Annotated in this window: 12 protein-coding genes; 1 reads left to right on the top strand and 11 read right to left on the bottom strand. The window is 30.6% G+C overall.

Annotation, left to right across the window (positions count from 1 at the left end; genetic code table 11):
- Nucleotides 1–2 precede the first annotated feature (2 nt).
- Genes leuS through yajC form a run of 5 tightly spaced genes read right to left on the bottom strand, consistent with a single transcriptional unit; the run spans nt 3 to nt 5,697 of the window.
- Nucleotides 3–2,459: a leucine--tRNA ligase gene (gene leuS / locus CSPB_RS03625; protein ID WP_089193175.1), complete on the bottom strand. Its 2,457-nt coding sequence runs from the start codon at nt 2,457–2,459 to the stop codon at nt 3–5.
- An 8-nt stretch (nt 2,460–2,467) separates the two neighbouring features.
- On the bottom strand, nt 2,468–2,806 hold the full coding sequence (locus CSPB_RS03620; RefSeq protein ID WP_089189279.1) for a DUF6394 family protein: 339 nt from the start codon (nt 2,804–2,806) through the stop codon (nt 2,468–2,470).
- Nucleotides 2,807–2,815: 9 nt separating this feature from the next.
- On the bottom strand, nt 2,816–3,787 hold the full coding sequence (secF, locus tag CSPB_RS03615) for a protein translocase subunit SecF (protein ID WP_089193174.1): 972 nt from the start codon (nt 3,785–3,787) through the stop codon (nt 2,816–2,818).
- Complete coding sequence (gene secD / locus CSPB_RS03610; protein ID WP_227484149.1) at nt 3,774–5,438, bottom strand: protein translocase subunit SecD; 1,665 nt, start codon at nt 5,436–5,438, stop codon at nt 3,774–3,776. The genes secF and secD overlap by 14 nt, the downstream gene beginning before the upstream one ends.
- Entirely contained in the window at nt 5,431–5,697 is a 267-nt protein-coding gene (gene yajC, locus CSPB_RS03605; RefSeq protein ID WP_033915774.1) for a preprotein translocase subunit YajC, read from the bottom strand. The genes secD and yajC overlap by 8 nt, the downstream gene beginning before the upstream one ends.
- On the opposite strand from yajC, the gene CSPB_RS03600 reads away from it, so the two are divergent.
- Nucleotides 5,673–6,980 carry an apolipoprotein N-acyltransferase gene (locus tag CSPB_RS03600; RefSeq protein WP_089193173.1) on the top strand — a complete coding sequence of 436 codons (1,308 nt, stop codon included), beginning with the start codon at nt 5,673–5,675 and terminating at the stop codon, nt 6,978–6,980. The two genes, yajC and CSPB_RS03600, sit on opposite strands and share 25 nt — an antisense overlap.
- On the opposite strand, the gene CSPB_RS03595 is transcribed toward CSPB_RS03600, so the two are convergent.
- From CSPB_RS03595 to CSPB_RS03570, 6 genes are all read right to left on the bottom strand, one after another.
- Complete coding sequence (locus CSPB_RS03595; protein ID WP_089189275.1) at nt 6,977–7,534, bottom strand: Fe-S-containing hydro-lyase; 558 nt, start codon at nt 7,532–7,534, stop codon at nt 6,977–6,979. The two genes, CSPB_RS03600 and CSPB_RS03595, sit on opposite strands and share 4 nt — an antisense overlap.
- Before the next feature lie 9 nt (nt 7,535–7,543).
- Entirely contained in the window at nt 7,544–8,389 is an 846-nt protein-coding gene (locus CSPB_RS03590) for a fumarate hydratase (protein ID WP_089193172.1), read from the bottom strand.
- A gap of 66 nt (nt 8,390–8,455) precedes the next feature.
- The gene (locus CSPB_RS03585; protein ID WP_033915777.1) at nt 8,456–9,847 is read right to left on the bottom strand and encodes an anaerobic C4-dicarboxylate transporter; all 1,392 of its coding nucleotides are present in this window, start codon (nt 9,845–9,847) and stop codon (nt 8,456–8,458) included.
- Nucleotides 9,848–10,053: 206 nt separating this feature from the next.
- Nucleotides 10,054–11,175: a cell division protein FtsZ gene (gene ftsZ / locus CSPB_RS03580; protein ID WP_089193918.1), complete on the bottom strand. Its 1,122-nt coding sequence runs from the start codon at nt 11,173–11,175 to the stop codon at nt 10,054–10,056.
- A gap of 13 nt (nt 11,176–11,188) precedes the next feature.
- Nucleotides 11,189–12,661 carry a cell division protein FtsA gene (gene ftsA, locus CSPB_RS03575; protein WP_033915778.1) on the bottom strand — a complete coding sequence of 491 codons (1,473 nt, stop codon included), beginning with the start codon at nt 12,659–12,661 and terminating at the stop codon, nt 11,189–11,191.
- Between the two features lie 6 nt (nt 12,662–12,667).
- Nucleotides 12,668–14,122: a peptidylprolyl isomerase gene (locus CSPB_RS03570; protein WP_089193171.1), complete on the bottom strand. Its 1,455-nt coding sequence runs from the start codon at nt 14,120–14,122 to the stop codon at nt 12,668–12,670.
- Nucleotides 14,123–14,159: the final 37 nt, after the last annotated feature.

The raw sequence follows: 14,159 nt of genomic DNA, 5'->3' as shown, positions 1-14,159 counted from the left end.
CCTTATTTTATTACCAAATTTACAAGCTTTTGTTTTACATAAATTTCTTTTATGATAGTTTTTCCTTCTAGCCATTTTGAAACTGAGTTTTTTGCGATATTTAAAATTTCATCTTGAGTTGCACTTGTTTTAACTTCTATTTGAGACCTTACTTTGCCATTTATACTAACACCTAAATTTAAAGTATCTTGCACAAAAACTTCTTCACACATAACAAGTTCTTTAAAGTTCTCTCTTTTAAATAGTTCTTCACTAAGCTCGTTTGAAATATGTGGAATAATTGGCTCTAATAAATTTAATAAAATAAAATAACCTTCAGTTAAAATTTCATCGTTATCTTGTGCGTTCAATGCATTCATAGCTTCCATACAAGCAGCAATTAGTGTATTAAAAGCAAAACTTGAGCTATAAACATCATAAGATTTTTTAAGTGCTTCATAAACTTTAAGTCTTGCGTATTTTTGCTCTTTTGTTAATTTTGAGTGATCAAATTTAGGCGTACAAGTAGTTTTAATAACATTTTTAGATCTATCTACAAGCCTTGTTATAAATTTATAAGCACCCTCAAGCGCACTATCATTCCATTCAAGTTCTTTTATAGGAGGAGCAGCAAAAAGTATAAAAAGTCTAGCAGTATCTGCGCCGTATTTCTCGATAATATCATCTGGATCTACAACATTTCCTTTGCTTTTACTCATTTTAGCACCATCTTTTAATACCATTCCCTGAGTTAGCAAATTAGCAAAAGGTTCATCATCTTTTAAATACCCTAAATCTCTTAAAGCTTTTTGAAAAAATCTAGCATATAAAAGATGTAAAATCGCATGCTCTATTCCACCAATATACTCATCAACATTCATCCAATAATCTACACTTTTTTTATCAAAAGCTGCATTTTCCCAAGTCTTTTCATCGCTTGCAAAACGCCCAAAATACCAACTACTCTCAAAAAATGTATCAAGAGTATCTGTTTCTCTTATGGCTTTTTTGCCACATTTTGGACAAATACAATTTTTCCAAGTTGGGTGTCTATCAAGAGGATTACCCTCTCCTGTTATTTCTACATCATCAGGCAAGGTAACTGGAAGATTTTCTAAGCTCTCTGGCACTAAACCACAATCGTCACAATGTATCATAGGAATAGGTGCACCCCAATATCTTTGGCGGCTCACACCCCAATCTCTTAATTTATAATTTGTAACTTTTTCTCCTATACCCATATCCTCAAATTTAGTTATGATAGCATCTTTTGCGAGCTCATTATCCATGCCATTGTATTCATCAGAATTTACAAGCACTCCACCATTTTTTATATCTAAAAACTCTCCATTATATTTATCTTTGCTATCTTTTAAAGCTATGCTTTGAGTTATTTTGAGATTAAATTTAGTAGCAAATTCATAATCTCTTTCATCGTGAGCTGGGACAGCCATAACAGCACCATCTCCATACTCTATTAAAACAAAATTTGCCATCCATACTGGAATTTTCTTTTTTGTAAGCGGATGAATAACATGAAGACCTAAAAACAAACCATCTTTATCACTAGCTTGTCTATCTTTTGGACTTTGATTTAGTATATTTTTAATCTTTTTAACACTATTTTCATCTAAGATATTTTTATCTAAAAGTTTCTTTACAACTTCATGCTCTGGTGCAAGAGCTGTATAGCTCATACCATAAATAGTATCTGGTCTTGTTGTAAAAACACTAAAACCATCAATACCATCAAGGAGTTCTTTACTCTCTTTATCAAACTCAAATTTAAATTTCAAACCATCGCTTTTTCCTATCCAATTTTCTTGCATAGTTATAACTTGATTTGGCCAATGATCTTTTAATTTTTTCAAATCTTCTAAAAGCTCATTAGCATAAGATGTTATCTTTAAATAATACCCTGGCATCTGTTTTTGCACAACTTCATGACCACAACGCCAACATTTACCATCTTCTACCTGTTCATTTGCTAAAACAGTTTGATCGTTTTCACACCAATTCACAACTGAACTTTTGCGGTAAATTAATCCTTTTTCATACATTTTAATGAAAAATTCTTGTTCCCATTTTGTATAAAGCGGATCTGAAGTAGCAAGAAGTCTTTTTTTAGAAAAGCTAAAACCTAAACTATCTAATTCTTTTATCATATAATCAATATTTTCATATGTCCAAGTTTTTGGATGTACTTTATGCTTTATAGCAGCATTTTCAGCAGGCATTCCAAAACTATCAAAGCCTATTGGATGTAAAACATTAAAACCCTTTTTTCTATAATACCTTGCTAATACATCTCCAATTGAGTAGTTTCTAACATGCCCCATATGAATGCGTCCACTTGGATATGGAAACATACTTAAAATATATTTTTTTGGCAGCATATAATCATCTTTTGGTTCAAATTCATTGTTTTCTCGCCAAATTTTTTGCCATTTTTTCTCAATATTTTTAAAATCGTAAGCCATAATATCTCCTAAAATTCGTCTCTGACTTTTTGAGATTCAACCAAAACAAGCATCAACGAAAACACATTTGCTATTGCAGCACCTATAACTAAAGAATAAACCACTGTCATATTTCCACTTACTTGTATAACAGTAAAAGCAGGTATCAAGTGCAAATCTGCAACTAAAGAGCTTGCAAAAAGCTCTGTAGAAAGATCACTTTTAATACCGGTTTTTAAAAGAGTAGAAATTAAGTTTACGCTAGCAGCAATAAATAGTGCAATCTCATTTTGATCATACAAAAAACCAGCTGTTGTGGTTAGTGACATTAGCGAAAAAAATATAAATATTACTCTACCCCAATTCATAATATCTCCTTATATAGTGCCTTTTTCATATAATGCCCGCATTCTTTCTTTTTCTTTTTTCTTTTTTAGTTTTTGCTCTAAAAAATTTCTATAATCAATAACACTAAATTTAAACCACATAAGAGCTTGTGCGGCTACAAAAACAGAGCTTAGTGTTCCAGCTATAACTCCAATTAAAACAACAAAAGAAAATCCATGTATCATATCTCCACCAAAAAGATATAATACAAAAACGCTTATAAATGTAGTAAACGATGTAAGAATAGTCCTTGATAAAGTTTTTGAAACAGATTCATTAATAATATGAAATATATCAGTGTTTTTACTTTCTTTTATCCCCTCTCTTATCCTATCAAAAACGATAATAGTATCATTGAGAGAATAGCCAATTATAGTTAAAACAGCCGCCAATATATCTAAATTTACATCTATTTCAAAAAAAGATATAACGCCAAGAGTAATAATAACATCATGAAATTCTCCAACTATGGCAGCAAGAGCAAATTTCCATTCAAATCTAAAAGCTAGATATATTAAAATTAAAATAAGTGATATACTTAGAGCCATTATAGCGCTTTTTCTTAGTTCATCTCCAACTTTTGGCCCAACTATATCAACTCTTCTTATCTCAAAATTTCCAGTATCTTTTAGTAATTCAGACATAGCTGCAGCTGGATCTTCTCCTATGGAACTACTTGAACCAGAATATCTTATAGTTATTTCTTCTTTTGAACCAAATTCCGTCACACTAGCACCTTTTAAAGATTCTATAGTATCAAATTTCTCTCTTATTTTAGATATCGGTGCTGGCGAATCGTATCTTACTTGTATAAGAGTTCCGCCAGAAAAATCTATGCCATAATTAAATCCTTTTGTTGCCATAAAAAATATAGAAGCAATAATGAGTAAAAATGAAATGACTAAAGAGTGATATCTATATGACATAAAGTCATAAATTTTTCCTTTATCAAATATTTGCATTTTCTACCTTTCTTACTTTATAGCCAAACCATAGTTTTAAATTTCCACTTTTTTCGATTTTATTTACAAAAAACTCAAACATACCATGAGTTCCTAAAATTGCAGTTAGCATAGAAGCTAATATACCTATACTCATTGTAACTGCAAATCCTTTAATAGGACCAGTGCCATAAGCATAAAGAGCTGCACTTGTTATAAGTGTAGTTAAATTTGAATCTATAATCGCACTCATAGCATTTTCATAACCTTTTTCTATGGCTAATCGCACACTAGCACCTGATTGAAACATCTCTCTTATTCTTTCATTTATTATAACATTCGCATCTACTGCCATACCAACTGTTAAGACAATTCCTGCCATACCAGGAAGAGTAAGCGTTGCTCCAAAAAATGACATAGTGGCAATAAGTAGTAAAATGTTTGTAATAAGAGCTATATTTGCAAAAATACCAGCTATCATATAATACCATGCCATAAAAAGTATAACCAAGATAGAAGCACCATAAAGAGCTACCATAGATTTATCTATACTATCTTGACCTAAACTTGGTCCTATACTTCTTTTTTCAAGAACATGCACAGGAGCAAGAAGAGCTCCACTTCTTAGTGCAATCGCCAAGTCATTTGCCTCTTCAACACTAAATCTTCCACTTATCTGACCACTTCCGCCACCTATTCTTTCATTTATAACAGGAGCAGAATAAACTTTATTATCAAGCACTATAGCAAGTCTATTTCCAACATTAGCACCAGTAAAATCACCAAATATTCTAGCACCTTCTGTGTTTAAAGTAAAATTAATAATAGGCATATTATTTCTTTGATCAAAAGCAACTTTTGCATCTATAAGCATAGCTCCATCAAGTATAGGAATTTCTTTTATGAGATATTTAAATTGTTCATTTTTAACATCACTTAAAACTATATCACCATAAGCCCTTGCATCTTTTTGAGTTATACTTTGAGCTAAATTTTGCCTTTTTTCATCAAGAGCCATAAGTTGCAAGTGAGCCGATTTTGCTATAAGTTCTCTTGCTCTTTCCTCATCTTGGGCTGTTTTTATACCAGGAAGCTCAACAAGAATTTTCTCTTCACCCTGTTTTGCAACAGTTGGCTCAGCAAGACCAAACATATCAAGTCTATTTCTTATAGTTTCAACAGCTTGATCTATGGCAAATTTAGCAGTTGCAGCTTTTTCTTCTTCGGTTAAATTTATAGTATAATCCTTACTTCCTTTTTTTATATCAAGACCTTTTATACTTTTAAGCATAGTATCTATCTTAATTTGCTCTTGCTCATCTATAATAGAAAAATACAAATTATCTTCATTCATCTTAAATTTATCTACTAAAATTTCTTCTTTTGTCAAATAATAATTTACACTAGAAGCAATAGATTTCATTTTTGATTTTATTGTTTCATTTGTATCAACGCCAAGAAGCATATATAAACCACCCTTAAGATCTAAGCCAAGATTTATTTTTGGTCCAGTTGTTAAAAAATTTAATATAGAAGAATTCGCTGTTTTATTATCATCTACATAAGAGCTTAAAAATGTTGGCATACAAAAAAATAGGCTAAAAATAGTTGCTATAGTAAAAATAATTAGTCTATATGTTATTTTTGACTTAGAAATACTAGGACTACGCATCTAATTTCTTTGCAACAAAAGCTCTATCAAGCCTAACAATTACATCATCATTAAGTTTAACTTTGATAAAATCATCTTCTGGTTTTACAACTTCACAAACAAATCCACCATTTGTTATGATTTTATCGCCTTTAGATAGCGATTCTATCATGGCTTTATGCGCCTTAGCTTGTTTTTGTTGAGGTCTTATAACCAAAAAATAAAATATCGCAAAAAGCACGATAAGAGGTAACAATGAAGCAAAAAATTCGTTATTCATTTTTTTCCTTTGTAAAATTTTTTTTAAGAACATATTTTAACACTAAAATTATAATAAAAGGCTTTGTTAATGCAATTCTTATATCAAATTTAATATTTTTAGGATATTTTGACAATATTTTCATAAATTTTATCAGTCCGTTTTTATTTATTTTAGGATTTTATTTATTGCTCAAAAACTCTAAAGAGGAGTTTTTTACAACCGGACTTTGGATTGGGATTTTATGGTTTTATTGGATTAGTTTTAGCTTGATTTATTATGATTTTGGTTTTTTTATACCACTTGAGATATTTGGAATTTCTATAGTTTATGCACTTATATTTTTATTTATAGGATTTTTTTCAAATCTATTTATAAGAGCTGTTTTATTATTAACAATCAAATTTATTCATCCACTTGGTTTTGATTGGTTAAATTTTGAAGTTATGCTGGTTGAAGGTATTTTTGATCCAAGTTTAAGAGGACTTGGTGTTATTTTTCTAAGCATAGTTATATTTATAAAATTTAAAAAGTTTAAATTTATAGCTCCATTTTTACTTATTTTTGGCTTGCAATTTACACAAAATGAGTCTAAATTTCTACCATTTGACATAAAACTCACTCAAACCAATGTAAGTCAAGATATAAAATGGGAAAAAGCTCACGCACAAAATATAATACATGAAAATATAGTTTTGATAGATAAAGCTATGATAGCAAAAAAAGATGTAGTAGTTTTACCAGAAAATGCTTTTCCTTTGTTTTTAAATTTAGAACCAAATTTGTTAAAACTTTTAAAAGAAAGATCGCATAATATTACAATAATCACTGGGGCTTTAGCATACGAAAATCAAAAATCATACAACTCAACTTATGTTTTTAAAAATGGAGAATTTTCAAGATACGATAAGTTTATTTTAGTTCCATTTGGCGAAGAAATTCCTCTTCCAAAATTTATCAAAGAACCTATTAACAAAATTTTTTTTAATGGAGCAATGGATTTTAGCAAAGCAAATAATTATAGCGATTACGATATAAATGGCGTAAAAATACGCAACGCAATATGTTATGAAGCAACAAGAAGTGAAACCTATAAAAAATCCCCAAATTTTATGATAGCAATAAGCAATAATGCATGGTTTAGGCCATCAACACAACCAATGCTTCAACACTTAATTATAAAATATTATGCAACAAAAAACAACACAACCATATATCATAGTGTAAATGGAAGTAAAAGCGAAATAATAGCACCTAAAAAGCTCTGGATAAATGAGCTTTTAGACGCTTTGAATAATAATTAAATTTGTTTAAATGGTGCTTGACCTTGTTTATAAAAATCATTGCCCTCACAATCAATTGCAACAATAGCTGGAAAATCTACAACTTCAAGCCTTGCAACAGCTTCAGGTCCAAGTTCAGGATAAGCTAAAACTTCATATTTTTTTATGCTTTGAGATATTAACGCCCCAGTTCCACCAATTGCAACCATATAAACCACGCAATTTTTCTTCATACTCTCAACAACCGCATCACTTCTATAGCCTTTTCCTATCATACCACTAACCCCTAAATCTAGCATGGTTGGAGTATATTTATCCATTCTACCACTTGTTGTTGGTCCTGCTGAACCTATCGCATTTCCAGGAATTGCTGGCGTTGGTCCAACATAGTAAATCACTTGATTTTTAAAATCAAGCGGAAGTTTTTCGCCTCTTGCCAAAGCTTCTGTTAATGCTTTATGAGCAGCATCCCTTGCAGCTATAATATAACCGCTTATAAGAACATTATCCCCTGCTTTTAGAGTTTTTACAACATCTTTATCAAAAGGCGCAGTTATTTTTTTTACATCTGACATAACCCCTCCTTAAATTTCAAATTCAGCGTGTCTTGCTGCATGGCAATTTATATTTATAGCAACAGGAAGTCCTGCTATATGAGTTGGATACCATTCTACATTTACTTTTAAAGCCGTAGTTGTGCCACCAAGTCCTTGAGGACCAACGCCTGTTTTATTGGCAAGCTCTAAAAGTTCTTCTTCAAATTTAGCATATCTTTCATCGCTATTTTTAGTATCGACAGATCTTGCAGCTGCAAATTTAGCTAAAAGTGCAGCTTTTTCCATAGTTCCACCAATTCCTACACCTATAACCATAGGCGGACATGCATTTGGTCCTGCTAGTTTAACAGCTTCTAAAAATACTTTTTTAACACCTTCTATTCCATCAGCTGGCACAAGCATTTTAAGCATACTTTTATTCTCACTTCCAAAACCTTTTGGTGCTAATTTTATTTTAAAAACATCGCCTTTTACTATTTTTGTATGAATAATTGCAGGGGTATTATCTCCTGTATTTTTCCTATCAAATAATGGATCATTTACAACTGATTTCCTAAGATATCCATCAGTATATCCTTTTGCAACACCTTCATTTATAGCATCTTCAATGTATCCACCATCTATCTTTACATCTTGACCAATTTCTAAAAATACAACACTCATTCCGGTATCTTGACAAAGTGCAACGCCGCTTTTAGCTGAAATTTCGGAATTTTTTATAATTTTTTCTATTATACTTTTTCCAAGAGGAGATTTTTCACTATCTTTTGCCTTTAAAAAAGCTTCTTTCATATCAGGCGTAACAATACAACAAGCTTCTTTGCATAACCTTGAAACATTTTCTACAATGTCATTATATTTAACTATCTTCATATTTATGCTCCTTTCTAGGAATAAATTGTAGTAAATTTAATTAAATTTACTACAAACAAAAATATATTATAAATACCCGTATAAATTTGCAAGTATATATCCAGCAACACAAGAAGAAAAAACTCCTATTAATCCTGGAAGAATAAAACTATGATTGATAACATATTTTCCTATTTTTGTTGTTCCACTTCTATCAAATTGGATAGCAGCTAAGTCACTTGGATAAGTTGGAAGTATGTAGTATCCATAGCAAGCAGGAGCAAATGCAACTATAATTCCAGGGCTTACTCCAACACCCAAAGCAAGCGGAACAAAAGCTGTAAGTGCAGCAGCTTGTGAATTAACAAATTTTGAAATAAGAAGTAGCATAATTGCATAAGTCCAAGGATGTTCTGTAACAACGCCGCCAAGAGTATTTTTAAGCATATCAAGATGAGCACCAAACATAGTTTCCGCCATCCAAGAAATTCCAAAAACAGCAACCATTGCCACCATACCTGATCTAAATACATCATTTTTAGCTATATTTGCTGCATTTGTATTTGTAAAAATTATAATAAGAGCTCCGGCTAAAAGCATAAAAATTTGAATAGTTTCTGTCATTCCAATAGGCTTTACAACTCCTTTTGCATTTGCAAAAGCTGGACGAAGATCACTAAAATATCCTAAAATTGCAACAACAGCAACAGTAATAACAAATATCCACATAGCTATCCATTTTTTAGAATCAATTTTAACACCAATTAGCGTTGCAACATCCCCACCATAAATTTTATCTTTTTCAACAGGATTCTTAATCCTTTCTTGAAAATCCAAATCTTTATCTAAATCTTTTCCTCTAAACATAGACCAAATTCCAACAACAATGACACCAAAAAATGTAGATGGTATAGTAATCTTAAGCAAATCCGTATAACCGTTGAAATTTTCAAGATGAGCTTTTCCACTAACTAAAAAAGCAGTTAGTGTTACAACAGCAACAGAAACAGGACTTGCAACAATACCCATTTGCGAAGATATAGAACTTGCAGCCATCGGTCTTTCTGGGCGAATTTTATTTTTTATAGCAACATCATAAATTATTGGCAAAACAGTATAAACAACATGTCCTGTTCCACAAAGTATAGTTAAGGTACAAGTAACAATAGGGGCTAGTATTGAAACATATTTAGGATTTTTTCTAAGTATTTTTTCAGCTATCTGAAGAAGGCAATCAAGTCCACCGCTTGCTTGAAGTGTTGCACTTGCAGTAACAACTGCAAGTATTGTCAAAATAACGCTAATTGCAGGCTTTCCCGGTTGAGTTCCAAGGAAAAAAATCATAAATACAAGACCTATACCGCCCAATAAACCAAGGGCAATACCACCTTTTTTTGCACCATAAAAAAGACACATTAGAACTATTACAAGTTCTATCCAAAACTGAGTTGGACTACTAAGATTTGTTAAGAAATCCATCATTTTCTCCTAAAAATATAAAATATTGTTATTCTACATTAATGAAAATTAAAAAAATATAATAATAACAAAAATTTAACTATTTTTAATTTTATAATGTATTTTTATAAATAGCAATTAATATTGATATACAAAGCAAAATAGCAAAGAAAAAAAGCATTATAAGTTTAACTTATAATGCTTTTAAGAGGAGAGTTAAAAGAATTTTAATCCATATTATATCTAGTATAGGCGGGTCTATCTAAATCTTGAGATATATCAAATTCATCATATCCACCACTAACTTTTAATCTTAGCAAACTTTCTGGTTTTTTAATTTCAGCTTCAGATGGTTTTAATTCTTCATTTTTACCCTTAAAACCAGTTGCTATTATAGTAACTTCAACTTTATTATCTACTATATTTGGATCAGTTGTTGTTCCAAATATAATTATAGCATCTTCATCAGCAGCTTCATGAACCAAATTCATTGCAGCAGTTATCTCAAAAAGTGAACATTGTGGACCAATTTTAAAATGCACAAGAACTCCAACTGCCCCATCTATAGATGAATTATCTAAAAGAGGAGATGATATAGCCTCTTTTATAGCTTCATTTGCAGCATCTTCTCCATCACTAACACCGACTCCAATGATGGCTAATCCTCTATTTGACATAACTTTTCTAACATCCGCAAAATCAACATTTACATCGCTTTCACCATGTTCTAATATAACAGAATACATACCACAAACAGCTTTGGCTAAAACACTATCAACCATTTTAAAACAATCTTTTAAACTAGCTTTCTTATCAACCAATCCTAGTAGTTTTTCATTTGGTATGATAATAACAGAATTACACTCTTTTTTAAATTCTTCAATACCATTTAAAGCTATTGTTTTACGCTTTTTACCTTCAAAAGGAAATGGAGTTGTTACAACACCTATGGTTAATGCATTTATTTCTTGGGCAATACTTGCTATTATAGGAGCTGCACCAGTTCCAGTTCCTCCACCAAAACCAGCTGCTATAAAAACTATATCAGAATATTCTAATGCACTTTTTATCTCATCTCTGCTTTCTTCGGCTGAATTTTTTCCAACATCTGGGGTCATTCCAGCGCCAAGACCTCTTGTAAGTTTTTCCCCAAGTTGAATTTTAGTTTTAGCAAATGATCCATCTAAAGCTTGTGCGTCAGTATTTGCAACTATTAAATCAACTTGTTCAACATTTGCACCCTCTCTTATAATATGATTTATCATATTGCCGCCACCGCCACCAACACCTATAACCTTAATCTTAGCTCCGTATGTCTTTTTATTTTCTTCAACAGTAAAATTGCCCATATGTAATTCTCCTCTAAAAAATTTGTCCAAGTTTTTGCCAAATTTTAGCAAATATATTAAGCTCCATCTCTTCTTTAGGTAATCCTATGTCCGGATGTCCTTTTTTTGCACTACTTAAAATACCACTTTTGTCTTCTTTTATGTTTTTAATTTCATTTTCATTTTTATCATTATCTTTAGTAAATTTAGAAAAATCATTGTTATTGTTTTCATATTCAAAATTTGAAATATCAAATTTTGAACTCTTTGCGTTATTTAAAGACGCATCAAATTCACCTTTATATCTCATATTTCCATTTGAATCTATCTCATATGGCGTAAAATGACCAGCTCCATACATACACAAACCAATGGCACAAGAATTTTCAGGATCTCTTAAAACTTCGACTAATCCAGAAAGTTCCCTTGGTTTTGCCATTCTAACAGGCATATTATTAAATACAGCACAAGCAAGTTCATAAATTCCATCTAATTTTGTCATACCACCAGTTAATACAACTCCAGCACTTGCAAGATTTTTCAAATTTGTTTTTTCAAGCATTTTAGCAAGTATCATTAAGGTTTCTTCGGCTCTTGCGTAAATCACTTTTTCAATAACATTTAAAGAAACTTCGTGCATTGATTGTTCATTTGCAAGAACTGGAAGCTCTATAATATCACTTCCTTGAAGTTTTAAATCTCTATATTTTAATTTAACATTTTCAGCATTCACCATAGGCGTATGAAGAGCCACAGAAAGATCTGTTGTAATATTTACAGAACCAACGCTTAAAAATTCATTTGATCTTATTGAATTTCCAGAATGAATAACCATATTGCAAGTTGCACCACCCATATCTATAAGAACTGCACCAAGCTCTTTTTCATCCTTATTTAAAGTTGCTATTGAAGATGCATAACCAGATAATACTATATTATCAACAGCAATTCCCGCATTTTCTATAACTTTTTTAAGATTTGCAAGAGTTCCAACTTGAACCAAAATTATATGTGTTGAAACTTCCAATCTAGATCCACACATGCCAAGCGGATCTTCTATATCATTTTGTTCTTCAACTTTAAAATTATAAGGCAGAACATGTAATTTCTCATAATTTGGAGGAATTGTAGCATTATACATAGCTGTTTTAATGGCTCTACTTATTTGATTTATACCTATATTTGAACCATTTGCATTATTTTTTTCATTTTTATCGCTTTTTGAATTGCTTATTGTTATAACACCAACACTATCTACACTTTTTACATAAGCACCGCTAACAGAAACTACAACCTTATCACACTGTGCACCAGATATCAAAGATGCTTGTTCGCAAGCTTGTTTAATAGACTTTGAGGCTAGCTCTATGTTTGTTATTACACCTTTTTTTATGCCCTCAGAAGGTGCTTTGCCAATACCTGTAATTTTTAGTTCATTATCGCTATTTAACTCAGCGCTAACAGCCCTTATATGAACTGAGCCAATATCTAGCCCTAATATCGTCATAATATACTACCTTTTATAATATTGTTCAATTTTATAACTTTTTAACAACGAGCTTATAAGATCTGAATTTAACTCATCATTTATTAAGCTATTTGAACTTTGTGTTAGCATATCTTTATATTCAACTAACTTGTTATTGTCAAGCAAATTTTGTTCCAAAATTTCGTATATTATAGCTTTTTTATCTAAAAGAATATAACCTTTTTTGTTAGTTTGTTCAAATAACTGTGAAACAAAAATTTGAAACTCACTCTCAGTAATATTATCAAAACTTTTTTTAGTATCTCTACTTATAAAACCAATATCTTTTCCAGAAAAATTCTCCAAAGATTTTTTTGCTTTATCTTCTAAATTTTTCTTTGTTATTTTTGCCATGTATATATCCATAGCATCATTTCTTGCATCTTCATAAGTTTTAGGCTCTGGTAAATTTACTTTTTCAACTTTAGCTATCAAATAACCATTATCATATTCAAATGGCTTTAATATATCATTAGCTTTTGCATTTTCTAGCTCTACAATAGGAAAAGTTGCATTACTTTCTTTTACGAGTAAGTTTTGATTAGCAATATTTGTATCTTTTTTAAACTCAACATATTTTTCTAGAGCTATTTTTCTAGTTTCTTTCATATTATAATCTTGTTTTACGCTATCTTTAACCTCTTTATACTCTAATATTTTATCATTAATGTCTCTATAGTTTCCTCTATTTTCATCATAAAATGCAAGTAGTTCAGTTTCATTTAAATCAACATTTACACTAGGAATATAAAGAGCTTTAAGCTCATAACTTTTCTCTGTTTGAAATTTATTTTTATTCTCTTCCCAAGTTTTTTTAAGTTCTTCTTCATTTATACTAACATTTTTATCTGGCGTTACGACATCTATAGCAATCCTATCTTGCATAAAAAAAGAAGAAGCTAGCATTTCAATATCATCTTTTGATGCTGGGATGTTCAAAGCATTAAATAGTTTTTGCAATAATATTGTCTTTTTTAAACTCTCTTCAAATTTTGCCGGTTTAATACCATTTGTTCTAAGTATATCCTCGTAAAGAGACCTATCAAAAACACCATTTTTTTGGAAATTTACATCTTTCATTATACTATCAGCTATATCATTTTCGCTAACTCTTATACCTATATCATCGGCATAATTTAACAACAAATTCTCTTGTATTAAATTTTGCAAAGCAAGATTGTCAAGTCCCATCTGCTCTGCTTGTTCTTTTGTAAATTTACCATCAAACATATTATTATAGTAATTATAAAAATTAGAATACCTTTGTTGAAATTCTTCTATACTAACAGTTCTATGACCTACTTTTGCAACAGATTTTGATCTATCTGAATTAAAATCATAAGCACCCCAACCAACAAAACCAGCACCAACAAAAGCTATAGTGCTTATCCATATAGTAACAACAAGATATTTCTTATTTTTTTGCATCCATGTTATCATAATAAATTTTTCCCTTTACTAACAAATACAAATAATC

This window comes from Campylobacter sputorum, from assembly GCF_002220775.1.
GTDB classification, from domain to species: Bacteria; Campylobacterota; Campylobacteria; order Campylobacterales; family Campylobacteraceae; genus Campylobacter_F; species Campylobacter_F bovis.
This window is presented reverse-complemented; position numbering and strand designations above follow the sequence as displayed.

What these genes read in the sequence shown, in the direction of transcription:
- leuS (WP_089193175.1), bottom strand. Translation starts at nt 2,459, where the DNA reads ATGGCTTACGATTTTAAAAATATTGAGAAAAAATGGCAAAAAATTTGG.
- CSPB_RS03620 (WP_089189279.1), bottom strand. Translation starts at nt 2,806, where the DNA reads ATGAATTGGGGTAGAGTAATATTTATATTTTTTTCGCTAATGTCACTA.
- secF (WP_089193174.1), bottom strand. Translation starts at nt 3,787, where the DNA reads ATGCAAATATTTGATAAAGGAAAAATTTATGACTTTATGTCATATAGA.
- secD (WP_227484149.1), bottom strand. Translation starts at nt 5,438, where the DNA reads ATGCGTAGTCCTAGTATTTCTAAGTCAAAAATAACATATAGACTAATT.
- CSPB_RS03600 (WP_089193173.1), top strand. Translation starts at nt 5,673, where the DNA reads ATGAAGCAAAAAATTCGTTATTCATTTTTTTCCTTTGTAAAATTTTTT.
- yajC (WP_033915774.1), bottom strand. Translation starts at nt 5,697, where the DNA reads ATGAATAACGAATTTTTTGCTTCATTGTTACCTCTTATCGTGCTTTTT.
- CSPB_RS03595 (WP_089189275.1), bottom strand. Translation starts at nt 7,534, where the DNA reads ATGTCAGATGTAAAAAAAATAACTGCGCCTTTTGATAAAGATGTTGTA.
- CSPB_RS03590 (WP_089193172.1), bottom strand. Translation starts at nt 8,389, where the DNA reads ATGAAGATAGTTAAATATAATGACATTGTAGAAAATGTTTCAAGGTTA.
- CSPB_RS03585 (WP_033915777.1), bottom strand. Translation starts at nt 9,847, where the DNA reads ATGGATTTCTTAACAAATCTTAGTAGTCCAACTCAGTTTTGGATAGAA.
- ftsZ (WP_089193918.1), bottom strand. Translation starts at nt 11,175, where the DNA reads ATGGGCAATTTTACTGTTGAAGAAAATAAAAAGACATACGGAGCTAAG.
- ftsA (WP_033915778.1), bottom strand. Translation starts at nt 12,661, where the DNA reads ATGACGATATTAGGGCTAGATATTGGCTCAGTTCATATAAGGGCTGTT.
- CSPB_RS03570 (WP_089193171.1), bottom strand. Translation starts at nt 14,122, where the DNA reads ATGATAACATGGATGCAAAAAAATAAGAAATATCTTGTTGTTACTATA.